Annotated in this window: 23 protein-coding genes and 2 tRNA genes; 7 read left to right on the forward strand and 18 right to left on the reverse strand. The window is 28.8% G+C overall.

Translation table 4 applies throughout. From position 1 onward, the window contains the following. Window positions 1-224: 224 nt before the first annotated feature. Genes ftsH through HGG69_RS02845 form a run of 4 tightly spaced genes read right to left on the reverse strand, consistent with a single transcriptional unit; the run spans window position 225 to window position 5,917 of the window. Window positions 225-2,240, reverse strand: a complete 2,016-nt coding sequence (gene ftsH / locus HGG69_RS02830) for an ATP-dependent zinc metalloprotease FtsH (protein ID WP_169605273.1) — start codon at window positions 2,238-2,240, stop codon at window positions 225-227. A 28-nt stretch (window positions 2,241-2,268) separates the two neighbouring features. Further along, entirely contained in the window at window positions 2,269-3,165 is an 897-nt protein-coding gene (tilS, locus tag HGG69_RS02835; protein ID WP_169605274.1) for a tRNA lysidine(34) synthetase TilS, read from the reverse strand. Continuing rightward, window positions 3,165-3,719 carry an aminoacyl-tRNA hydrolase gene (pth, locus tag HGG69_RS02840; protein WP_169605275.1) on the reverse strand — a complete coding sequence of 185 codons (555 nt, stop codon included), beginning with the start codon at window positions 3,717-3,719 and terminating at the stop codon, window positions 3,165-3,167. Before pth ends, tilS begins: the two co-directional genes overlap by 1 nt. Continuing rightward, complete coding sequence (locus HGG69_RS02845; protein WP_169605276.1) at window positions 3,710-5,917, reverse strand: ATP-dependent DNA helicase; 2,208 nt, start codon at window positions 5,915-5,917, stop codon at window positions 3,710-3,712. Before HGG69_RS02845 ends, pth begins: the two co-directional genes overlap by 10 nt. Before the next feature lie 213 nt (window positions 5,918-6,130). Between HGG69_RS02845 and serS the strand changes: the two genes are divergently transcribed. Together serS and HGG69_RS02855 are read left to right on the forward strand one after the other, a co-directional pair. After that, window positions 6,131-7,402: a serine--tRNA ligase gene (gene serS, locus HGG69_RS02850; protein ID WP_169605277.1), complete on the forward strand. Its 1,272-nt coding sequence runs from the start codon at window positions 6,131-6,133 to the stop codon at window positions 7,400-7,402. Then, on the forward strand, window positions 7,402-8,784 hold the full coding sequence (locus HGG69_RS02855) for a DNA recombination protein RmuC (RefSeq protein WP_169605278.1): 1,383 nt from the start codon (window positions 7,402-7,404) through the stop codon (window positions 8,782-8,784). The genes serS and HGG69_RS02855 overlap by 1 nt, the downstream gene beginning before the upstream one ends. 22 nt (window positions 8,785-8,806) lie before the next feature. On the opposite strand, the gene HGG69_RS02860 is transcribed toward HGG69_RS02855, so the two are convergent. The 4 genes from HGG69_RS02860 to HGG69_RS02875 all read right to left on the reverse strand — a co-directional run bounded on the left by HGG69_RS02860 (window position 8,807) and on the right by HGG69_RS02875 (window position 10,988). After that, window positions 8,807-9,679, reverse strand: a complete 873-nt coding sequence (locus HGG69_RS02860) for a bifunctional 5,10-methylenetetrahydrofolate dehydrogenase/5,10-methenyltetrahydrofolate cyclohydrolase (RefSeq protein WP_169605279.1) — start codon at window positions 9,677-9,679, stop codon at window positions 8,807-8,809. A 1-nt stretch (window position 9,680) separates the two neighbouring features. Further along, the gene (locus tag HGG69_RS02865; protein WP_237077109.1) at window positions 9,681-9,890 is read right to left on the reverse strand and encodes a DUF2188 domain-containing protein; all 210 of its coding nucleotides are present in this window, start codon (window positions 9,888-9,890) and stop codon (window positions 9,681-9,683) included. 164 nt (window positions 9,891-10,054) lie between these two features. Then, window positions 10,055-10,732: a hypothetical protein gene (locus tag HGG69_RS02870; RefSeq protein ID WP_169605280.1), complete on the reverse strand. Its 678-nt coding sequence runs from the start codon at window positions 10,730-10,732 to the stop codon at window positions 10,055-10,057. Further along, on the reverse strand, window positions 10,707-10,988 hold the full coding sequence (locus tag HGG69_RS02875; RefSeq protein WP_169605281.1) for a gamma-glutamylcyclotransferase family protein: 282 nt from the start codon (window positions 10,986-10,988) through the stop codon (window positions 10,707-10,709). The genes HGG69_RS02870 and HGG69_RS02875 overlap by 26 nt, the downstream gene beginning before the upstream one ends. 89 nt (window positions 10,989-11,077) lie before the next feature. Between HGG69_RS02875 and HGG69_RS02880 the strand changes: the two genes are divergently transcribed. From HGG69_RS02880 to tsaD, 4 genes are read left to right on the forward strand one after another with little or no spacing between them, the layout of a single operon-like run. Next, complete coding sequence (locus tag HGG69_RS02880) at window positions 11,078-11,728, forward strand: ribulose-phosphate 3-epimerase (RefSeq protein WP_169605282.1); 651 nt, start codon at window positions 11,078-11,080, stop codon at window positions 11,726-11,728. Then, on the forward strand, window positions 11,721-12,107 hold the full coding sequence (gene tsaE / locus HGG69_RS02885) for a tRNA (adenosine(37)-N6)-threonylcarbamoyltransferase complex ATPase subunit type 1 TsaE (RefSeq protein ID WP_169605283.1): 387 nt from the start codon (window positions 11,721-11,723) through the stop codon (window positions 12,105-12,107). The genes HGG69_RS02880 and tsaE overlap by 8 nt, the downstream gene beginning before the upstream one ends. Beyond that, window positions 12,107-12,646 carry a tRNA (adenosine(37)-N6)-threonylcarbamoyltransferase complex dimerization subunit type 1 TsaB gene (gene tsaB, locus HGG69_RS02890; RefSeq protein ID WP_169605284.1) on the forward strand — a complete coding sequence of 180 codons (540 nt, stop codon included), beginning with the start codon at window positions 12,107-12,109 and terminating at the stop codon, window positions 12,644-12,646. The genes tsaE and tsaB overlap by 1 nt, the downstream gene beginning before the upstream one ends. Continuing rightward, window positions 12,646-13,590 (forward strand): tRNA (adenosine(37)-N6)-threonylcarbamoyltransferase complex transferase subunit TsaD, encoded by a 945-nt coding sequence (gene tsaD / locus HGG69_RS02895; protein ID WP_169605285.1) that lies wholly within the window; start codon window positions 12,646-12,648, stop codon window positions 13,588-13,590. The genes tsaB and tsaD overlap by 1 nt, the downstream gene beginning before the upstream one ends. On the opposite strand, the gene rdgB is transcribed toward tsaD, so the two are convergent. The 7 genes from rdgB to HGG69_RS02930 all read right to left on the reverse strand — a co-directional run bounded on the left by rdgB (window position 13,591) and on the right by HGG69_RS02930 (window position 22,616). Next, window positions 13,591-14,154: an RdgB/HAM1 family non-canonical purine NTP pyrophosphatase gene (gene rdgB, locus HGG69_RS02900; RefSeq protein WP_169605286.1), complete on the reverse strand. Its 564-nt coding sequence runs from the start codon at window positions 14,152-14,154 to the stop codon at window positions 13,591-13,593. Window positions 14,155-14,213: 59 nt separating this feature from the next. Further along, on the reverse strand, window positions 14,214-15,635 hold the full coding sequence (gene lpdA / locus HGG69_RS02905; protein WP_169605287.1) for a dihydrolipoyl dehydrogenase: 1,422 nt from the start codon (window positions 15,633-15,635) through the stop codon (window positions 14,214-14,216). 401 nt (window positions 15,636-16,036) lie between these two features. After that, a complete protein-coding gene (locus tag HGG69_RS02910) occupies window positions 16,037-18,964 on the reverse strand; it encodes an AAA family ATPase (RefSeq protein ID WP_169605288.1) in 2,928 nt (975 codons plus the stop codon). Window positions 18,965-18,979: 15 nt separating this feature from the next. Beyond that, window positions 18,980-19,654: a ribonuclease III gene (rnc, locus tag HGG69_RS02915; protein ID WP_169605289.1), complete on the reverse strand. Its 675-nt coding sequence runs from the start codon at window positions 19,652-19,654 to the stop codon at window positions 18,980-18,982. Continuing rightward, complete coding sequence (gene plsX / locus HGG69_RS02920; RefSeq protein WP_169605290.1) at window positions 19,647-20,642, reverse strand: phosphate acyltransferase PlsX; 996 nt, start codon at window positions 20,640-20,642, stop codon at window positions 19,647-19,649. The genes rnc and plsX overlap by 8 nt, the downstream gene beginning before the upstream one ends. Continuing rightward, entirely contained in the window at window positions 20,642-22,303 is a 1,662-nt protein-coding gene (locus HGG69_RS02925) for a DAK2 domain-containing protein (protein ID WP_169605291.1), read from the reverse strand. Before HGG69_RS02925 ends, plsX begins: the two co-directional genes overlap by 1 nt. Window position 22,304: 1 nt before the next feature. Continuing rightward, complete coding sequence (locus HGG69_RS02930) at window positions 22,305-22,616, reverse strand: hypothetical protein (RefSeq protein WP_169605292.1); 312 nt, start codon at window positions 22,614-22,616, stop codon at window positions 22,305-22,307. Window positions 22,617-22,790: 174 nt separating this feature from the next. On the opposite strand from HGG69_RS02930, the gene HGG69_RS02935 reads away from it, so the two are divergent. Then, the gene (locus HGG69_RS02935; RefSeq protein ID WP_169605293.1) at window positions 22,791-23,114 is read left to right on the forward strand and encodes a variable surface lipoprotein; all 324 of its coding nucleotides are present in this window, start codon (window positions 22,791-22,793) and stop codon (window positions 23,112-23,114) included. A gap of 76 nt (window positions 23,115-23,190) precedes the next feature. Here the strand turns inward: HGG69_RS02935 and HGG69_RS02940 are convergent. The 3 genes from HGG69_RS02940 to HGG69_RS02950 all read right to left on the reverse strand — a co-directional run bounded on the left by HGG69_RS02940 (window position 23,191) and on the right by HGG69_RS02950 (window position 24,287). Beyond that, window positions 23,191-23,274, reverse strand: a tRNA-Leu gene (locus HGG69_RS02940). A gap of 4 nt (window positions 23,275-23,278) precedes the next feature. Further along, window positions 23,279-23,354: transfer RNA gene (locus tag HGG69_RS02945), tRNA-Thr, on the reverse strand. Window positions 23,355-23,459: 105 nt separating this feature from the next. Beyond that, window positions 23,460-24,287 carry a nucleotide exchange factor GrpE gene (locus HGG69_RS02950; protein ID WP_169605294.1) on the reverse strand — a complete coding sequence of 276 codons (828 nt, stop codon included), beginning with the start codon at window positions 24,285-24,287 and terminating at the stop codon, window positions 23,460-23,462. Between the last annotated feature and the right edge of the window lie 2 nt (window positions 24,288-24,289).

The following is a 24,289-nucleotide window of genomic DNA, read 5'->3' on the forward strand; positions in this document are numbered from 1 at the left end:
ACGGTTATTAAAATTAAGAAAAAATTATTTTAAATAGGTATCTTGTAAAATGTTTTTTCGATGGGCTAGATGTAGAAGAATTTTATAACGGTTTTATCTTTTTGTTTTGGTAAAAATATTTGTATTGTCTACATAGCCGATAAAAAAAGATACTGCGCAAGTATCTTTTTTTTAATTGTTTAACTTTTGTTAAGCAATATAAAAAGAGGCTAACCTCTTCTTAATTATTCTTTTGTATTATTTTGTGATTCTTTAGTAGTTGATTCAATTAAATCATCAAAATTAATATTTTCTTTTTCAAAGTTTTGTTGATCTTCGATAACTGCTTCAGGTAATTTCATATGTTTAGCTATATATTCAATTTCTTCTGCAACTATTGTTTCTTTAACTATTAAAGCTTCTTTGATTAATTCTAATAATTGTTTGTTTTCAACTAATATTTCTTGAGCTTTTTGTTCGGCTTCTACAATGATTTTTCTAACCGCTAAATCAATCTCTTGAGCGACCTTACTACTAAATGATGCTGTTTTAGCATAATCCCTACCTAAGAATGGATTTGAAGAATCTTCTTCATATTTGATAGGACCAAGATCACTCATACCTCATTCAGTAACCATGCGACGTGCAATGCTTGTTGCTTTTGCTATATCGTCACTAGCTCCTGTTGAAACATTTTCATCACCATAGATAAGTCTTTCTGCAGCACGCCCACCCATGAATGATGTGATAATTGCGATTAAGTCTTTTTTAGTTTTATTGTATTTTTCTTCCTCTGGCATCATTAAGTTATAACCACCCGCATCTCCACGAGGAATAATAGTAATTTTTTGAACCTTGTTTCCTCCGGGCATTTTTATACCAACTACCGCATGTCCTGCTTCATGGTATGCCACTGCAATATTTTCTTTTTCTGAAATGGTTCTAGATTTTTTAGCTGGTCCCGCCATAACACGGTCAATAGCTTCATCTATTTGTTTCAATGTAATAGCATTTGTTTTTTCACGCACACTTAATAATGATGCTTCATTGACAACGTTTTCTAATTGAGCTCCACTAAATCCGGGAGTACGTTTTGCAACGTTTGAGAATTCAACGGATTTATCTATTCTTTTACCTCTTGCGTGTAATTTTAAAATAGCTTCACGTTCTTTAATGTCAGGTAAGCCAACAGTTATTGTTCTATCGAATCTACCAGGTCTTAATAAAGCGGGATCTAAAACATCTGTTCTATTTGTTGCTGCCATTATTAAAATCCCACCGTTTTCAGTAATACCATCCATTTCGACTAATAACTGGTTAAGTGTTTGTTCACGTTCATCGTTACCACCACCTACTCCAGCACCTCTCGAACGTCCTACAGCATCTAATTCGTCTATAAATATAATTGCAGGCGCTTCTTTTCTTGCTGCTGCAAACATTTCACGAACACGTTTGGCTCCCATACCTACATATAATTCAACAAAGTTTGATGCAGATATAAAGAAAAAGGGAACATTAGCCTCACCGGCTGTCGCTTTTGCAATTAATGTTTTACCAGTCCCGGGAGGACCTCCTAATAAGATTCCTTTTGGAATTCTTGCTCCTGCAGCTGAGTATTTTTTAGGATTTTTTAAATAGTCAACCAGTTCCATCACTTCTTCTTTAACTTCTTCATTTCCAGCTATGTCTGAAAATCTGGTTTTTGATTCAATTTTAATAGCTTTTGAATTTCCATCTCCTGAAAATCCTGTTAGCTTGTTGTATTGTTTTTTACTGTAAATCATTGAAAATAATATTATTCCAACTAATAACAGTGTAGGAATGAAGGATAATACAACTCCTCACATGCTTTTTTTAGTACCTTCAATAACACTGATTGCGTTAGTTGGATTTTTAGTAGCCAACAATAAATCATTGTAATTGGTTGTATATCAATGTTCTCTTTGTATAGCAGAAGCATAGTAATATGCTGTTTCTGTATGTTTGCCGTTAACATATTCCACAATAAATCTGCTTGAATGTTGATCATCTAAAAATGAAGAAATATATATAGCATCATTTGGATCTGCTTTTGATGCTTTTACAAGTTTATTTAAGGCTAATAAACCTTTATTAACTGTATTATCTCTAGTGGTCAATCATATTGTTAAAACAATGGCAACAATAACTAAAATAATTATCATTAAAATAATATATTTGGTTGCTTTTGAATTTCAAAACGATTGTTTTTTATTATTTTTATCTTTATTATTTTTCGACATTTCGCCTCCTTATGAGATATTAATAAATCTAATTATAAATTATTGCGTTTTTTTTGTTTGTAATATAAAGTTTATTTTTTGTTTTTATTAAATAAACATTGTTTTTTAACAAGAACTTACTTGTTCGGTTTTTACTTTCGATAAAAATTACGATATTTTCTATTTTTTTACTACTTAGTTTTAAATTTTCAAAATGTTCAGTCAGAAATTTAAAAACTACTCGATTTTTTATTGTTGAATCAATATTTTTCAATACATCACAATCGTAACCGTTGGATTGTCAGTTCCTGTATGTATTATTTATTTCTTCATTGATAAAAGTAAGTTTTTGATTGGTTTTTAAAAATTTTTCAAATATTTTTTGTTTTTGCGTTGTAGTTATCTTTTTATTATTTAAACGAACTTTGTTTCGCGAATAGTAAGGCTTATCATTACTTTCGTCAATAGCGAATTCAATATTTTCTTTATTAAGAAAATCAATAATTTCATCTTTTCAAAAATCGTATAAAAACGGTCTGTAAATATTCATATCCTTATAATTTGAATACTGAGCAATTCCATAGAAATTTGGTTTTCTTTTTGAATTTTCTTGCATTTGTGCCGTTTCTATAAAATCATCTTTGTGATGCGCAACCAATAATTGGGTGCATTTTTCTTTATCATAAACATTTTTAAAAAAGTCATATCTTTGTTCTCTTGCTATTGTTTGAAAATTTCCCTTGTATTCAAAATTAGGATCAATTTCTAATAAATACAATGTTATATCGTATTTTTTACAAAAGTCTTTAACAATATTGACATCAATAAATGATGTGGATCTTTTGTTGTAATTCACGCAGGCCACAACAATGTTTTCATTTTTGTATTTATTTAATAAAAACATTGAATCAGGACCGCCTGAAACTGCTAATAAATATTTATTCATTATTTGTTCTCTGTATTGAATTGTGTAATTGCAAAACGAATATCATTGAATAAAAATGATTTAAGAAATTCGACACTTCTTTTTATCGTTTGTTCAATCACTGGTTTTTCTATACTATTGAATGTACCTAAAACGAATTTCTTAGCATCTTGTTTTGGTCTACCGATTCCAATTTTTAATCTTCTAATTTCTTTTGTACCCATTTTTTGAATTATGTCGCCCATCCCATTATGACCACCTGCTGAACCAGTGGATTTTACAACTGCCGAACCAACATTATGATCCATGTCATCATAAACAACAATAATATCTGCAACATTAATTTTGTAAAACTGTGTAATTGATTGAACAAAATCACCGCTTAAATTCATGTATGTTAATGGTTTCGCTATTATAAAATCATCGTTTTTAATAAATAAACCTTTGAATTTTTCTTTATATTGTGAACTCAGACCAAGATCATCAACTAATTGATCAACAACTGAAAATCCCACATTGTGTCTTGTGTTTACATATTCGCTACCTGGATTACCTAACCCAATTATTAGTTTCATTTTTCTCCTTTATCCATACTGTCTCATAGATATTTGATAGATGTTGAACGTTTGGAATCGTCATCATTGTTTATACCTGTTCATAAAACGTTTTCATCACCGTATATTATTGACAATTTTTTAGCCCTTGTAATTGCTGTGTAAATTAATTTTTTTGATAATAGCTGCTTTGCTTCTGAAAACAACACAGTCAATACAATATCCGATTCTGAGCCCTGATATTTGTGTACTGACGTACAATAAGCTAACATCGTTTTTCTTGTAAATTCCGATAACGTGTAATTAACTGTTTTTTCCCCATCATATAAAACAGTGATTGAATTAATTTTTCCAGATGTACCATTTTCTAAACCAATTCTTTGCACATATCCTATTTCACCGTTGAATATATCTTTTTTAACGTCGTTTTCAGTATGCATAACTTTATCATTTATATAAACTTTACGTTCTTCATTAATTTCATAACCAATAGAGTTTTCGCGACTTACTCATTCATTCTGCAATAAGACATTTAAATTGTTAATTCCTGTCGGATAATGATACATTGGTGATAAAACTGCAATTTGTTCTTTGGTGTAACCTGAATCAGCTAATTCTTTAACTTTATTTAAAATATCAATTGCAAATTCTTCTTTTGACTCAGGAACATTTTTGAATTGTGATGACTCATGTGTAAATTCAGGCATTTGCATTTCATTAATCATACGAGCATCATCAATTATTCCCTGACTTTCGTTTTGACGATAATTTTTTTCTAAAAATATTGTTTTAAAAATATTGTTTTCGATAAAGTCATTCAATAAATATCCTGGCCCAATAGCTGGTAATTGATCTTTGTCCCCTACTAAAATAATTTTTTGTAAGGTGGATGAACTAATTCTTGATAATAATGTCGCAAATAATGGAGTGGGTACCATAGAAAACTCATCAATTATCAATACTTTAACTTTCAATGATTCTTCTTTGATTCCTATCTCACCAGTCTCAGTATCATATCTTAATAACGAGTGAATAGTTGACGCATTAACTAATGAGTTTTTATTTAAATTAATTGTTGCTCTTCCCGTGGGTGTAACAACAACAATATCATCTTCGTAATAATCTTTTCTTAACAATTTAATAATTTCATTTGTTACTAAGGTTTTACCTGTACCAGGGGCTCCTGTAATTATAGTCAATGGTTTAGATAATGACTGTTCCACTGCGTATTTTTGCACTGGATCCAATAAATCATTTTTAACAATACGTGGTGTTGTTATTTTTTTATTTTCAACAGTTTTTATTTTTGACATTATCAATATTTCGTAATTGAACATTTTAGTCGTTGTGATTAAAGCGGGCTTTTGAATTTTAATAATTTTTAATTCATTCATGTTTCTTAAACAAGTTTTGAAATATAAATCACCATCTTTAAACATATTAGGTTTTTTAGCCATTAACACGGTTTTTAATGTATTGATTAAACATCTTGTGTTACCACTACTGTTTAAGTGCTCGTCCAGTATTGAATAAATAAGTGCTTGGTCCGCTTCTTGAGTATTTACTTTATCGACGGCTTTATGTGAAGCAATTTTTAATATATCTGTATATGTGATGTTTTCCAATACATAAAACAGTGATCAAGGTTCATGCATATATTTTTCAAAAAATGTTTCAGCGCTACAAAATGAAATAACTTTTTTAAAAAAATATTCACTTAAATTACATTCAAATAAGAACAATTTTAACCTTTGTTTTTCTTGATCTTCAATTAAATCAAGTAATAATAAATTATAAACATCTTCCTTTATATTCAAATCTTCATTGGTAATTTGTTTTGATTTTATCTTTTCTAAGATATCTGCACCATGTTGATCCAATAACTTTTGAACTGTTTTTTCACCCAATCCCTTGTATCTGGTTGATGATAAAAATTTAATAATGTGCGAATAATCAATGTCGTTTGATTCTTCCATCGATTTTATGATATATGTTGATTTGTATTTTGAATTTTTAATAGGTAGTAATTCCAATACATACATTTGAGTAAAATCAAAGTTAATATATTCAGTTCTTAGTGTAATTGTTTTATATCTCGACATTTCAAAATCATCATCTTTTTCCTTTACTTCCACCACCCTGAATGAGTTTAAACGAAAGCTACCGTCATTAGAGACAAATATCTGTTTATCGAATTTTCCTTTTACTATGTTTGCCATACTTACAATTGTAACGCAAAACTTTAATTTAAAAACCGATCTATCAAATTGTTAACAAGGCTAAAAAATAATTTTTAATGTAATTAAATTTTTTTTACTTATATATATCAAAGACAAAAAAATAATATTAAATCGTTTTGATTAATTTAGAAATTTAAGAGTCAATAATATTATAATAATGTACAGCAAACTAAAAAAGATGAAGGAGTATATATGCTAGATTTAAAATGATTGATAGAAAACGAAAAAATAGCGATTAAAGGTTTACAAAAACGTAAATTTAACACAAAAAAAGTAACAGAATTAGTTAAACTAGTTAAAACAAGAAATGAATTCAATCATTCAGTAGAACAATTGCAATTCAAAAGAAATGAATTGAGTCAACAAATCGGAATTCACAAGAGAAACAAGAATGAGGAACTGGCTGCCAAATGTATGAATGAAGTAGCAAATGTAAAAGAAGAAATTGAATCGAAAATTATTTTATTAAACGATTTAAATAAGAAAGTTGATACATTAGCATTGCAAATTCCCAACATTCCAGATGCATCAGTGCCAGTAGGTAAAGATGAGGATGATAATGTCGTTATTAATGAGTATCCAAATTTAGGACGTGGGCTTGTTAAAGGTGTTAAAGCACATTACGATATTGCTAAAGATTTAGACATTATTGATTTTGAAAGATCAGTGAAATTAGCTGAATCACGTTTTGTTTTATATAAAAAAGATGGAGCAAAATTAGTAAGAGCTTTAGCATCATTTATGTTGGACGTGCATACACAAAATGGATATGAAGAATTTATGCCAGCGCACTTAGTGAATTCAAAAATGTTATATGGTACAGGTCAATTACCTAAATTTAAAAAAGATTTATATAAATTGCAAGGTGAAGACCTTTGATTGATTCCTACTGCGGAAGTACCAGTAACAAACATTTACAACAATGAAATTATCGATTTAAAAGAAACTAAAAAATTTGTGGCATACACAAAATGTTTTCGTTCAGAAGCCGGTAGTGGTGGTAAAGACACCCGTGGTTTAATTCGCCAACATGAATTCCATAAAGTTGAGTTAGTGAAATTATCAAATCACAAAAATGTACAACAAGATTTCATTGATACTGTTGAAGATGCTAAAAGTATTTTAAAATTATTGGAAATCCCATTTAGAGAATTATTACTATGTTCAGGAGATATAGGGTTCAGTAGTGCTAAAACTATTGATTTAGAATTATGAGTACCAAGCGAGCAAAAATATCGTGAAGTATCATCCATCTCAATTTTTAATGACTTCCAAGCTAGAAGAGCTATGATTCGTTATCGTGATGAAGACGGTAAAAGCCGTTATGCAAACACTATTAACGGTAGTGGAGTCGCTATTGATCGTATAGTAGCTGCAATATTAGAAAATTACCAAAATCCAGATGGAAGTATTTCAATACCATCGAGACTAATACCTTATTTCGGAAAAGACATTATTAAATAATGCAAATAGCCATTTTATCAATATTGATAATCATTTTACTTACTCAAAGCATTGTTTGCTTAGTTTTATTTAAAATTCTTAAGAAAAATAATCAACACAATTACAATACTGATTTGACTGAAATTAACAATAAAATTAACGAAACATTCAGTCAAAATAAAATTCAACAAGAGACAATTGATAAGTTGATTCAAGCAAATTCAAGTAGAAATGATGCACTGCGAGAAGAAATTGAAAAAAAATTCAAAAATGAGTCAATATATTTGAATAACAATGTCCAAGAGTTAAAAAACAGTATCAATGTCTTTAATAAAACACAAAACGAAACTCAAATTAAAACATATAACGATCTAAATATGAATTTAAATAAAAAATGAGTAGAGCAAATTTCATTACTAAGTGAAGCCAACAATAAAAATAATGAAAATTTAAATGCTTTATCTAAAATGATTCAAAAAGAACTTAATGAATCTATTGATAAGATTCACAATAAAGTACAACAAAAAATGGAAGAAATTAACCAAAAATTCAGTGAAAAATTGGACAAGGATTTAAACGATCGCTTGAATCATCATTTCGATAGATTAAATAAAGATATGAGTAATTTATCTGATGGCATGATTAAATTTCAAACCATTCAAAAATCAGTTACAGAGTTAAATACATTATTCAGCAACTCAAAAAATTATGGTACTTTTGGTGAAACACATTTAAAAAATATTATCACAGATATAATGCCGATTGATTTATTTAAAGAACAATGCAAACTTGATCCAAACAAAGATTATATTGTTGATTTTGCTGTAAAATATCCAACTAAAAATGGTTCAACAATATGACTACCTATCGATTCAAAATTTAGTGCCGCCAAATACAAAACTTTTTTAGAAGATAAAAATGCATTTAACAAAAAAGAATTATTAAATGCAATTGAAAAACAAGCGAAAGAAATTAGTGAAAAATATATTATTGCCGATGTAACCACTGATTATGCGCTTATGTATATTCCAAGTGAATCACTACATGCTTTAATTCGTGATGAACCTGAATTTGTGTCTAAATTATGAAATAAATTCAAAGTTATACCAGCAGGGCCTTCAATCATTTATGTAATGTTAAAAAATACAGCTTTCATGATGCAACAAGTTGACATGAATAAAAATGTAAAAAATGTTATTGAATCATTACACGGTATTCAAAAAACTTATGGATACTTAATGACTAATATTGAAAACGCTGCAAAATCGGCAGAAAAAGCAAGTGAAAGTATTCAAAAAGCTAAAAAAAATGCTTCGACTGTTTCAAACAAATTGCAATCTTTTAGCAAAACAAACAAACTAGAAAACAATGACGAAACACCGAACGAACTAATAATGGAATAAAAAAACAGGTAACCCTGTTTTTTTACATGTTTTTTAAAATTGGCGCGAATATGTTTGAATATTCAGGATGAGCGATGGTATATGCTTTAATTAAATTCAATACAAGACAAACTACAGTCATGGGCCCAACACCACCTGGAACAGGAGTTATAGCTAAACACTTGTCTTTAATGTCATCAAAATCACAATCACCAGTAATTTTATTATTTTTATCCCGGTGAATGCCCACGTCGATCACTATTGCATCCTGTTTCACATCTTTGTTTTTAATTAAATGTTTGACTCCGGTAGCTACAATTAAAATATCGTGTTGAGCTAAATTTGACGTATCTGAATGTTTATTATATGAAATAACATTTTTATTTAATCTAATCAACTCGTTTTTAATAGGAGCTCCAACGACGTTTGACTCTCCTACAATGCCGATATTAGTATTAATTAAATCTGCTCCAAAATGTTTTAGCATAAAAATTACAGCTAAAGCAGTTGCCGGCAGATAAAGAGATGTGCCTTCTTTACATTTATTCACGTTTTCAGTATTTAAGCCATCAATATCTTTATTTGTTTCAATAGTGTCTAAAATTTTTTGAGTATTGAAGCCTATTGGCAAAGGCAATTGAATAATAAGACCATCATATTGGTCTTGAACTTTTTTAATTTGATCTATTACATATTTTTCTGAATCAAATTCTGAAAAACGTATACATTCAGCTTCAAAACCTAAATCGTGAGCCAATTTTAGTTTATGCTTAATGTATATATTTGATTCTTCATTATTACCCACTTGCACAATACCTAATCTAGGCAATGAAATTAATTCGTTATCATTGATTATTTGTTGAATATTTTTTTTAATTTCATTACTTATTATTTTACCGTCAAGTAATTTATACATATTAATGTTTTCTAAAAGATCCGTCTTTAGACTGTAATAAAATTGATTCACAATTTTTTATATTTTTAGCATATTCTAAAGCTTCTTTTTGAGTTCTTGTGTGTTTTAGGATTTTACCACCTTTAACTTTAACACCTCAACCCGGGTTACCTAAAACGTCTTTGTGGTTAACTACATAATATGTTGTAGATACTTTTTTTTCTTCAGCCATTTCAAACTCCTTAATTTATTAACTATTTATACATTATACTAAAAGTAACTAAAATTACTAAAAGAAGTTTTTTTAAAAATGAAAAACAAGATAAAAATAAAACAATTTAAAAAAATGTTTGCATATGAGTAAAAAATTAAATTTTATAAATACCCATAGATAATTTATTTCAGTAGATTTGTTTTTTTAATTTTCGTAATTAGTTTTTGTTCATAGTCATTATTGTGTTTTATTATATGAATGTTATGTTTGTTTTTATTTATTCAATCAAAAGGATTTTTACGAAGTTTGAATAAATGTTTTTCAAAACTATTATAGCTATTGAATCCGTGCAATTTTAAATATTCACATACAGTAATTAATTTTTCATGTTCTATGCTTAGCGATTTTATTTTAAAATTTTGAGGATTGTTCAATAATTGAATAAGTTCTATATCATAGTTTAAAACATCTGAAAAAATTCATAAAAATGTATGTTGACGATATTCAAAAATACAAACAATGCCCGCGATTTTATTTAATGAATTTAATGATATTTCACATTGATCAATTGACTTTATAGCAATATTTGCTATATTTTGAATCAAATTTGAGAATCATGTTTGATCAGTATTTATAAACTTTTGTTTGTTAGTTGTATTTAAATTGAACGATAATATAAATTCGCATAAGTTATTGTAATTTAAGGTTTTTATATATTTATGAAATTGAATTACTTCTTTAACAGCTTGCTGATTATTTTTGGATATATTTACATTAGAATTTTTATAAACTTTTCCAATATTTTTTCGTTGATAAACGAAAGCATTGACTGTTTTATTTCTTTTTGTTAGTACTTTCACTTTTATTTTTTTTATACAAAGGAGTCGATTCTCATAAATCAGCAAAAAACAATTGTTTTTTTGTTAATTTCAATAAATACCCTTCTATCAATCCATTTTTATCTTCAATAATGTTTAAATAATTCAAATCATCATTAATAATAGAATATCCTTGCAACGTTGCTTTTTGAGTATTGATTTTTTTATTAAAAATGTGTTTTTGAAAAAACTCGTCTTTAAGAGTTCCGTAAACAAATAAATTTTTTTTAAAGTTCATAAATAATATTATATTTAATATTCAGATAACGGATAATAAATAATTATTATTATTTACCAGTATAATATTAATATTTTAAAAGGAGTAAAATGAAAACAATAAGTCCATCAATATTAGATGTTAATAATACAAAATACACTGAATATGTTAATCAATTAATTGAATGAGGAGTAACAAATGTTCATTATGATGTAATGGATGGTAAATTCGTCCCAAATACAGCTTTGAGTTTCGACACAATTAAATCAATATACGAAAACACAAAATCTCACACCATGGATATTCATTTAATGGTTGAAAATGTTGAAGAAAATATAAATAAATTTAGCGCTTTTTCAGATATTATTACATTCCATTTTGAAGCAGTGAATAAAAAAGAATTAGAAAATATTATTCAAAATTATTCAAAAGATGTAAAACTTGGCATAGCCATAAATCCGGATACTGATATTAACAATATATTGCAATATATTAAACATTTTGAACTAGTTTTAGTTATGAGTGTTTTCCCAGGTAAGGGTGGGCAAAGTTTTATTGAAAATACTCTAAACAAAACTAAGGAAATACAACAATACATTATTGAAAATAACTTAAACACAATAATTCAAATGGATGGTGGAATTAATGATAAAACTATTCAAAAAACATTTGAAAATGGTACAAACTTAGCAGTAGTGGGTTCTTATTTGGTTAAAAATTTTTCAAAAAATACAATAGAGGATTTATTGAAAAATGCGTAAATTATTTACAATAAACAAAAAAGAAGAATTAAGTATTATTGCTAAATATTTATTGTCATTTGAAAATATCGAAGCAATTTTATTGAATGGGGAAATGGGCAGCGGTAAAACAACTTTGACGACATATTTAGCAAAAGAAATGGGAATTCAGCAAACCATTATCAGCCCAACATTTAATGGTATGTTAATATATCCGAATTTAGTACACATAGATGCATACAAATTACGCGGGGACTTGGAAGCTTTTGAAGATTATTTTGAAGATTCAATCGTTGTGATTGAATGACCTGAAAAAATTAATCATTCTTTTAAACATTACATAAATGTGAATATAGTTATGAAAGACAACAATAGAATATTTGAAATAGAGGTTATTTAATGAAATTATTTTTTGATACATGTCTAGAAGATTTAGTCATAGCTTTATTAGGAAAGGATTCAAAATTGGTTTCAATGGTTAAACTTGAATCACTGAAGAAAAAAGTAGATATATTACCACGTATTGTTAATCAAATTTTAAATGAAAACAACATTAATATTAATGATATTACTGACATGTATTTTAATATTGGACCAGGTAGTTTTACAGGTTCAAGAATTGCTTTAGTATACTGTCGCACAATCGCTCTTTTTAAACCAATTAAATTGCACACATATCAAACTCACGAGTTAATTAATAAACAAACAAATAAAAAAGTTATTCACATTAAAGCAAGTAAATATAGTGCTTATCAAATTATTTTTAATAAAGATGATAGTATTGAAAGTAATAAAATTAGTACCGAATTGTTTGATTCAGTAGATTACGATGAATTGTTAAATAATTTCAATAAATATCAATCAATTTTTAAAGAAGTTACTGATATTGATTCATTGGAAACTACATACTTTCACGAAGCTAAAATAGGAGGTGAATAATGACTATATTAGCTATAGAAACAAGTCATGATGACACATCCGTTGCAATCATGAAAAATGAAAAAGTTATTCATATGATAACGATAAGTCAAATTGAAGATCATAAACCTTATGGGGGAACTGTACCTGAAATCGCTTCTAGATTACATGTCCAAAACATCCATAAAGCAATTAAATCATTAACAAAAGAATTTGATTTTACTGAAATTGATTTAATTGCTTACACAGCTAATCCTGGTTTAATTGGTGCTTTACAAATTGGATATCTAGCGGCTAATGCTTTAGCTATTGCATTAAACAAGCCTATTGTACCTATAAATCATTTAGAAGGGCACTTCTTTTCTGCTGCAATAACTCAAGATATTACATACCCATCTGTATGTTTATTGATATCGGGTGGCCACACTCAGCTACTGTATGCTCATAGTCCTTTTGTTATTGAAATCATTGGTCAAACACTTGATGATGCAGTTGGAGAATGTTATGATAAAGTAGGGCGTAAATTAAATCTTGAGCATCCTGCCGGACCATTAATTGATAAAATTGCATCAGCTAACAAAGATAAATTTAATTGTTCTAAATATTCATTTCCGGTAACTGAAAACAAATATGACTTTTCATTAAGTGGTATTAAAACTCAATTTATAAATTTAATCAATAATTATGTAAATAGAAATGAAGAAATACCAGTGAAAAAAATAGCCACTGACTTTCAAAATTTAATAGTTAATTATTTAAAGGAAAAAATGGTTAACGTTATTGAAGAATACCAACCAAAAAGCATAGTGCTAGCAGGTGGTGTAAGTGCTAACTCCGGTATTAGAGAAATGTTTTTAACATTGCATGAAAATTCTTTAATTCCTGAAAAATGTTATTCCACTGATAATGCAGCAATGATAGCAAAAGTAGCGCACGTTCTATATAATGAAAGTTTCAAAAAATAACTATTCATTATTTTTTAATCACTCTTCAAATTGAGCTAAAGCAATTGCTCGGTGTGAACAGTGATTTTTTTGTTGTTTACTCATTTGAGCATATGTTATCTCAGAACCGTTTGGAACAAAAATTGGATCATAACCAAATGTATCTTCGTACTCACAAAATCGCGAAGCCAACTTGCCCTCAATCACTGCAGTAAATATATGATCAATGCCATTTGCATCTATGTAAGCAATGGCACAGTGAAATGATAGTTCATTATAATTATTCATTTTACACAAATCATATATTTCTTTTAATTTGTATTCTGTATTTAATACTCGCGCAGATTTCAGTCCTGGTCAGTGATTTAAAGCTTTTATTTCAATACCTGAATCATCAGCAAAAACCGGTTGTTTAAATCTTTTATAAGCTTCTTTAGCTTTAATTAATGCATTTTCTGCATATGTTGTTCCATTTTCTTCAACATCATATTTTTGACTCAAAGCAATTGCTTTACAATGCTTAAGAATTTGATTCACTTCTTCTAATTTATGATTATTTGTTGTTGCAAAAATTATTGTTTTCAATTTAACCTCTTTTTTTATTTTATTAAAAAAATTAGCATCAGTGATGCTAATTTTAAATATTATTTTTCCAATTTGTGAACAGCTTGTCTTGCGGCTTCTCAAACGATTTCATTAAATGTAGGATGTGGATGAATTGAATTTGCTAAATCAAACACATTTAAATCATTATCCATTGCAAGAGCAATTTCGGTAATCATATCTGTAGCATTTGCTCCGATGATTTGAGCTCCTAAAATTTTCCCATTATTTTTATCCACAACTAATTTGCAAAATCCGTAATCACGATGAGCTGCAATAGCTTTACCAACATATGCGAAACTTCATTTAGTTGCAATATATTCTTTTTCTTGTGCTTTTGCTGCATTTTCGGTTAAACCAATTGATGCGATTTCTGGATCTGTGTAAATACATCCTGCAACTGTTAGAGGGTTGTATTTAATTTCAGTATTGCATTTTCCTTCCCTATTTAAAATGTCATATACTGCAATCGCTGCATGTTTATAAGCTACGTGCGCTAACATGTTTTGCCCTGTAATATCCCCAATTGCATAAACATTTTCCACATTGGTTTTACATTTTTCATCAATAACAATTTCTCCACGTTGTCCAATTTTTACATCTGTTTTAGATAAAAATCCAGTGTTTGGTATACGTCCAATTGAACTTAAAACAATATCTGATTTTATTTTAAATTCTTCTCCATCTTTTTCGTAAACAACATGATCATCTTCGTATGATTTAATAGTTGTATTGAATATGATTTCAACACCTTTTTTCTTCAAATGTTTTTGAACTTCGTCTGTAACATCTTTGTCTAAGTTTGCAAGAACACGATCAAGGTTTTGTAAAATAGTAACTTTTGTTCCCGCAGTGGCAAACACTTGTCCAAACTCAACTCCAATAACTCCACCACCAATAATTGTTAGTGAAGATGGTTGACTTTCAATATTGATTAACCCGGTTGATGTAACAACTTTTTTATCCATATATGCTTGTTCAAAGCCTGGTAAGTTTAATCTTCTTGAGTGTGAACCCATGGCATAAATCATATATTTACCTTTAACAACTTTGTCTCCAGCTTTTAATACGTTGTTATCTAGAAACTCAGCTGTATCTTCGATGATTTCAACTTTGTTTCCTTTCATAAGCATTTTAACACCACCAGTTAATTTAGTAACTGTTTTTGCTTTTTGTGCTTGCAATGCATTTCAATCTAATTGAACTGAATCCGCATCAAACGTAAATCCTAATTTACTCAATTCACCTGTTTTTGCTTTATGAAATTCTTCTGTAGCATGTAACAGTGCTTTAGTTGGAATGCAACCAACATTTAGACACACTCCACCTCAGTAACATTTTTCCACAATTAGTGTTTTTAATCCATGTTTAGCACCTTCTTCGGCTGCTAAATATCCACCAGGACCAGCACCAATTACTATTAAATCATATTCAGCATCAATATTACCTGTATATTTACTCATTTTTGCTCCTTTATATTTTATATATGTAAATTATAATTTTTTTATAAAAGTTCAAGATCAAAAAAACAAAATTCACATATTTGAATCAATTTTTCGCGTTTTTTAATAGTTTTATGATTACATTTAAAAAATCAATAACATGTATCGACGACTTAAAATTGTAATATATTAAAAAATAATTACTTTATTTAAGAAAAAAACAGTAAAAAATTAGCTTTAATAAAGTATTCAATTCAATGACAAAACAAAAGCTACAGCAGTTGTATTTTATATATCGGCTTTTATGAGTGCTCATATTAAATAAACAATTAGTAACAATGTTAATAATTTAAATTATTTCTTTATTTATTTTTTTAAAGAGTTAGTTATAGAAAAAAAAACTCGTTTTAAACGAGTAAATTTTATTGTTGTTCTACCAATTCTTTTGCCTTGCTTAATTCAACTGAGAAAAATGTTGTAACACCTCTATTTTGCATTGTTGCCCCGTATAAGTGGTCTACTCTTTCCATTGTTCCTTGACGGTGGGTAATAACAATAAACTGAGTATCAACTTTCAATTTATGCAAGAATTCAGCAAAACGAATAACATTAGCTTCATCTAATGCGGCTTCAACTTCGTCTAAAATACATAAAGGTAAAGGTTTTGCTTTAATAATAGAGAATAATAATGAAATAGCAATAAGTGCTTTTTCTCCTCCAGAAAATAGTTTTAAGTTTTTGATTGCTTTACCAGGAGGCTGAGCAATAATATCAAGTCCTGTTTCTAATAAGTCATCTGGATTTGTATAACGAATTTCAGCCATTCCACCACCAAACATTTTATTGAATACATATTTGAATTCTGTGTTGACAAGATTTACGGTAGTTCTTATTCTTTCGATAATAATTTTGTCCATTTCAGCAATAGCTTGTTCAATTGTATCTTTAGCGTTTTTTAATTCACTTTGGTTTGCTATAATGTCATCATAACGTGATTGAACATCTTTTAATTGTTCAATACTTTCAATATTAATGTGTCCTAGTGATTTAATTTCTGCTCTTAATTCATCAACAACTAATTTAGCCCCAGCATAATCGATGTCTGGGTTGTAATATAATTCTTTAGCTGTTTCAAACATTAGTTCATATTCTTTACTTAGACGTTCTTTGGCATTTGCGATTGTGTTTTCAGCATTGTACTGAGTTTTCATATATTGCTCACGAGCGGCATACACACGTTTAAATTCAAATTCAATCTCTTCTTTTTCTTTAATGTGCGTGTTTAAATCTGCTTGTACATCTTGACGTTCTTTAATTTTTATAGTTAACAACTGTTCAACTTGTTCACGTTTGGCACTTATTGAAGTAATAGTTTCAGTAAAATCAATGTTTTCTTCAAGAGTTATTTTTTCATTTGTTATTGATTCAATTTCATCTCTTAATGAATCGAATTTTCTTGTTTCATCTTGAATTTGTTGACCAAGTTTTGCGCTTTGCACACTTAATTCTATTCGTGTTTGACTGATATTTTCTGATTTAAGTGAATATTCTTCATATATAGAAGTTAATTCATTTATTTTTTGTTCAATTGCAGGCAATGAAGATTCAATAGCTTTTATTTTTTCGTCCAGTGCAAATGTATTAGTTGCTTCTTGAACTTGTCCACCACTAATAATTCCACCCACACGAATTAAGTCACCATCTAACGTAACAACCATGTAACGTTTTTCTAATAATTTAGATAATTTATTAGCTTCGTCAATGTTTTGTGCTAGTAAAATGTTCCCTAATAAGAATTTTTTAAGTGTATCGAACTCACGACCAACTTTAATTAAATCTGATAATATTCCTAAAAAGCCCTCTTGAGTTTGCGCGACGATTAAATGATCTTCCCGCATAAATCTTGGTTTTATTGAACTTAATGGGATAAATGTTGCACGCCCTGCATGGTTCTTTTTCAGGAATTCAACAGCATGAACAGCCACTTCGGGAGTATCTACTACAATGTTTTGCAGTGCTGCGGTCAATACTGTTTCAACTGCTTTTACATATTGTTCAGGTACATTCAATAATTCGCTAACTGTACCACGGTATCCTTTGAATAAGTGTTTATTTTCAACAATGCTTTTTGTACCTTTTGTTAAATTAGTACGTTTGTCTCTTGTTTCAATTAAATTTTGTAAATTGTATGATAAACGCATTTTTTGGTCGTTGTGATGATCCAATTTACTTTTTGCTTCAGAAAGTTTTAGTCTAATTTCAGTATATTTTTCACCAAGTTCATCATTGTGTTTTTCAATAGCGACTTTATTCGATTTCAATTGACCAATTGTTTGGTTCAATTCGTTTAATTCAGCTTTGTTTTCAGCTATTTTTTCTTCAGAAGTTACATTTAACTTACCTTGTTTAATTAATTCACGACGTTGATTTGCTGCTTCATTACGCACTTTTAAGTCGCTCATCTCGTCAGTTATTCTTTTTATTTCTTTTTCATATTCATTAATTTGAGTATCTAGCTGAACACGGTGTAAGGATACGGCTTCTACTTTAGCTTGTTTTTGTTGTTTTCTTTGATCTAAATCTTTAATAATTTCGTCTGAGTTACCGTGTGTTTCAAAAATATCTTTCAATGTATTTTTTGCCTCAGTCATTTCGTGTACTAGTAATGCTATTTCAACTTCTTTTAATTGACTAGCCTTATCTAAATACACTGTAGCTTTTTCTGCTTGTCTTTGTAAAGGTTTTAATTGCGTTTCCATTTCGTTAGCAATAGAGTTAATATGCACTAAAGCTTCTTCTGTTTTTACCAATTTTCTTTGCGCGTCTGCTTTTCTTGTTTTGTACATACTTGTACCAGCTGCTTCTTCAAAGAATTCACGACGTCTTTCTGGTGTAGCTTCAGCAACATCACTGATTGTACCTTGCGAAATTATTGCAAGTGAAGATTTACTAATTCCACTTTGCATCGCTATTTCTTTAATGTCTTTCATCAATGCTTCTTTACCATTGATGAAATAGCTTGAACCTTTTCCTCTTGTTAATACACGTGATATTGTGAAAATATCATGAGGTATATTTACCGATCTATCACTGTTATCAAAAGTCAATGTAACTTCGGCAGTATCCATTGCTTTTTCAGTTTCTGAACCAGCAAAAATTACATCTTCCATGTTATCCCCACGCAATGCTTTGTATGAACTCTCACCAAGTACTCATTTTATTGCATCGTTAATGTTACTTTTTCCTGAACCATTAGGCCCAACTATAGCTACTACTCCCCCATCAAATTTCAGTGTAACTTTATCTGCGAATGATTTAAAACCATGTGCTTGAACTTCTATTAATTTCATATTCCTCTTCCCTTTTTAAACTTGCATTGAATCTAAAGCGGCTTTAGCAGCATTTTCTTCAGCTTCTTTTTTGTTGTTACCAAACCCTGTTCCGTATTTAGTACCGTTAAAACTTACGATTGACACAAAACCTTCCATATGTTTCGATGTTTCATATTCAACACTAATATTGTTTGCTTGTACCAATTCTTGAAACAATGTTTTGGAATCCTTATTCTCTTTATTTACCATTTTATCAATTTCTGGGTAAAGTGTTTTGAATAATATTTTTTCTACCTTTTCAATACCATATGTTATGTATACGGCAGCCACAAATGACTCAAATAAATCAGCATGAACTTTTTTAGATTTATACAAATTCGTTGCTCCTTTTGATGCTTGCAAGTATTTAAATAAATCTAAATCAGTACTAAATTTTTTCAATGTTTCAGTTTTTACTATTGTCGCTCTTAATGTAGTGGCTTTACCTTCGTCTAAATATTTATAGTTTTCAAATACATACTTACTTACTAAAAATTGAATAATTGAATCGCCCAAAAACTCGTGTAATTCATATGAATTAAATTCTCTTTTTTCATTAGCAAACGTCGAATGAGTGAATGCTTGTTTAAGATCTTGTGACAGTACACAATCTTTTTTATCAATTTCTAAACACTCTAATAATTCGCCAAGATAATCATAATTATACATTTGCTTCCTCGCTTAATTCTTGTTTCATTTTTTCAATAACATTTGATTCAATCGCAATTTTAATTTGATTCAAAGCTCCTAAAAATGCTTTTTTGTCGCTGCCACCGTGAGCTTTCAATACGATTTTTTCTAAACCAATTACATAAGCAGCCCCAACGTTACGATAATCAAATTTCTTACCAAGTTTTTTTATTGATTTCTTTATTAATAAACCGCCTATTTTTGAAACAAAAGTTGAAAGAATTGCCTCTTTAATCAGTCTCCCCATTGTTAAAAATGAAGTTTCCATAGTTTTTAAAATCATATTACCAGCGTAACCATCGCAAACAACTACATCAATATTTTTTTGTTTATCAAAAATATCCTTAGGTTCAATAAACCCTAAATAATTAATATTTTTATTTTGTTTTAATATAAGATTGGCTTCTTTGTGTGATTCAAGTCCTTTGTAATCTTCAGTACCGATGTTCATCAGTGCCACACTCGGTTTTTGAGTGTTATTCATAGTAGAATAAAACAACGAACCAAGTTTCGCTCATTCTGTTAAATAATTTGCTTTAACTTCTAAATTCGCACCAACATCCAATAACAAGAATGAACCATCTTTTCTTTTTGGAATTAACGGCATAAATGCTGGCCTAGATATGTTGTTTAATCTTTTTATTTTCAATGTAGCCATAGTTAAATATGAGCCAGAATCACCGCTACTCAAAATTGCAACATGGTCTGGTTCACTTAATGCTTTAATTGCATCTAGCATTGAACTGTTTGTTCGTAAAACATCTCTTAAATTTTCAGTTTTTTTCAATAAATTTGGACTATGTACAAATTCAATATTGTCAGGAAGTTGAACATCCTTTATTTGAGTACTATCTCCGAATAGTTTTAATTTATAATTATTATTTTCTTTTGCAAATTGAACTGCAGCTGCAAGCGCTTGTGATGAACCATTATCATTATTCAAAATATCAAATACTATTGTTTTCATTATTCAACACTAATAAAATATGGATATAATGCTTGTTCACCGTTGTATATTTCAACTTCAACATCATAAGTTGATTCAATATAATTTTTTAATTCGTTTGCATCTGATTCAGAGGCATCTTGACCATAGTAAATTGTCACCATTTCAGAATTTTCATCGATTAGTTCATCAAATAAAGCAATGGCTGCTTCATTAGCATCCCGGTGTGTGGATAATACTTTATGATCTGTGATTGCTAAGAATTGACCTTTTTTGATTTTCATTCCATCGATTTTAGTGTTTTTTACTGCATAAGTAACTTCTGCTGATTTGGTTGACTTAATTGCATCTAACATATTTTCTTCATTGTCTAAAGCTAAATTTTCTTCATTAAAGTTCATTACAGCATTAATCCCTTCAACTTGAGTTTTGGTTGGAATAATAACTACATTTTTTTCGTTTTCAACAATTTGTGCAGCTTGTTGTGCGGATAAAATTATGTTTGAGTTATTAGGTAAAATAAAGATGGTTTCAGCTTCAATTTTATTAATAGCTTCAATAATATCTTTTGTTGATGGATTATTTGTTTGACCACCTTCAATAATTCAGTGAGCACCAAATTCTTTTGCTATGTTTGACATCCCTCTACCTGAATGGCATGAAATCAGTCCACTTTTAGCTGAAATGATTTCATTCATATCAATTTCTTGAGTAACACCTGTAGATTTTTTAGATCTTTCTTTTTCAACATGTTTTTTCGAATTGTTGGCTTGTTGTGTCATATTTTCTATTTTGATTTTGATAAATTCACCAAGCGATTGAACTGAGTTTAAAACATTCCCTGGTTTTAAAGCATGAATATGAACTTTTAAGTAGCTTTCGTCGTTAACAACAACTAAAGAATTTCCAATTTTTTCTAATTTCTTAATTAAATATTCTTTATTAAATTTATTTGGCTTATCTAAATTGATTATAAATTCAGTACAATAACCGAACTCACCTTCGAATATTTCTGTTTCACTAATCAGAGCATTAATGTCGCTTTCTTCACCTTGATCTGAAAGCTCTACAGGTTTATTTTGGAAAAACAAACTTAAACCTTCAATGATTTTAACTAAACCATATCCACCAGAATCAACGACACCCACTTCTTTTAACACTGGTAATAAATTGGGTGTATTATTGCAACTTTTCAACGCCTCTTCATAAGCTAAAGCGAATAATTCTGGGATGCTTGTTTTTTCATCTAATTGACTTAAATATTCACTTGTTTCTCTAATTACAGTTAATAATGTTCCTTCAACTGGCTTAAGTACCGCTTTATACGCTGTTTCTTTCGCACTTTTAAAAGCTTTTATAATATCTTTTGTTTCAATAGTTTTTTTGTCTGCCAATGATAAAGAGAAGCCACGGAATATTTGCGATAGAATAACACCAGAGTTTCCTCTTGCACCTAATAGCATTTGCTGAGCAATTGAAGATGTTAATTTACCAATATGAACACATTGAGATTCGTCTAAATTTGTCAAATATTCCTTAGCTGCATTGATTGTGGCATGCATATTTGTTCCCGTATCGCCATCTGGAACTGGGAATACATTTAATCTATCAACTGTGTTCTTAAAATTACCTAAATTATTCGATGCGGAAATCATCGCATATTTTCATTCAATACCGTTCATATTATTCAACCTTTCTAACGAACGCGTCTAGCGTTTTTAAATGATATTTTTCTGATTTCAATGTATATGTTATTACTTGTTCGAGTTCTTCCATAACTTTTTTAACGCTTACATTTGAAAGTAAAATAAGTGCTAGTTTGATACTTACATATTTGTTGTTAGTTACTTCAATTTGAATGCATTCATCAAGATCGTCATCTAATGCAATTGGTTCTTTGTCAAAATCTAAATATGTTAAACCAATAATGCCCACCACTTTGCTAATTGTGTTTATGAATTTTTGTTTTAATTCGTGTTGTTTTTGATCAGACATGTTTCACAACTCCTTTATAAATTAATACATATATTAATATATGTTATTAAACAAGTATACTAATTTTACCAAAAAGACTGAATTACACGGAAATAATGTCCAAAGTAGTTAATTTAGTTGACAAGAATGTCAATTCTCGATATATTTAAAACATAGAAAAAACGAAAGGAACATATGAAAATATCTAAAAAAATATTAGCACTTACAAGTGCATCTATAGCAATCGCTACACCTTTTATTGCAATTTCATGTACAACATTAAATTCAAAACAAAGTAAAGTTAAAGAATTGACAAATGAAATCAAAAGCTTAAAAGATGGTAAAAAAGATTTTAGTGAAATGATTGCAAATAACAAAATAACAAAATACTTTGACAATGACGATTCAAAATTTGCAAAAATGACTGATGAGGAATGCGATTTAGCAATTCCAGTACTTGAAAAAACACTTGCAGCACTTAAAAAAATAAATAAAATTAAAGATGCAATAAATAGCTAAAAAACAGTTTACGCTGTTTTTTTTGTTATTAAAATTAAAAAAAAAACTGCTTATGCAGTTGGTCAATAAGTTGACATGGTGCGCGAGGAGGGACTTGAACCCTCACGCCGTGAAGCACTAGTGCCTAAAACTAGCGTGTCTGCCATTTCACCACTCGCGCATAATGGTGCCACCTATAGGATTCGAACCTACGACCTATCGCTTACAAGGCGATTGCTCTGCCAGCTGAGCTAAGGAGGCGCTTACAATGCTTTATTATTATAAATAAAAAAAAACTTTTTTTACAAAAAATTTTGTTTTTTTTATTTCACAAAAAAAGCATCATAATAATTGCTTTTTAAAAAATTATTTTTGTACTATAACCAAGGCTGGTTTAATCACACGGTCATGAAGTTTATAACCAATGCTTTTTACCTTTAAAATGCTGTCTTTTTGTTTATCCGCATCTTGTAATTCAAATATTTGATGCACATTAGCATCAAATATTTCGCCAACTAAAGGTGTAATTTTTGTGACGTTATAATTTGATAAAATTAATTCAATTTTATTTAAAAGCATCGCAAATCCCTTGGTGTATGCTTGCACTTCCGAGTTGGTTGAATTTAAACCAGAATTTGCCGCAACTTCTAAATTGTTTAATACTAATAAGAATTCTTCAAAGAAATCTTGTAATGCATATTTTTTGATATGCGCAATTTCTTCTTGAGTGTGTTGGTATGTTTGTTCTTTTAATTTGTTTAATTCTGTTTGAGCTTTTTGTTGAAACACTTGAGCACTTTGTTTATATTGTTCATCTAGCTTTTCAATTTGTTGTTTTAATTCATTAATTTTTAATAAATATTTGGTGATTTCATCCATATATTTCATTTCATTCATTTTCATTTGAACTAAAGCTTGTCTATCCATTCTGTGAGCTTTTGAAATTTTTTTATGTTTTAATATTTTTAATATATAGTTAAAGGTTTTGTCTTTGTTGTGAAATTTATATTCTTTGTCCAATATTAAATTGGATTGATTAATAATAAAATCTTCTACAAATCTATCAATTTGATTGAATCCGATAATAATTTCTTTTTTTGTTAATACTACATCATTGACATTTACATCTTTGCTTTTTATTTTTAAATCAATAGTTAGATTATCAAATAATTCAATTTTTAATTCTTTATTCATTT

It is taken from the genome of Mycoplasma phocoenae (assembly GCF_012934855.1).
Lineage (GTDB): Bacteria > Bacillota_I > Bacilli_A > Mycoplasmatales > Metamycoplasmataceae > Metamycoplasma > Metamycoplasma phocoenae.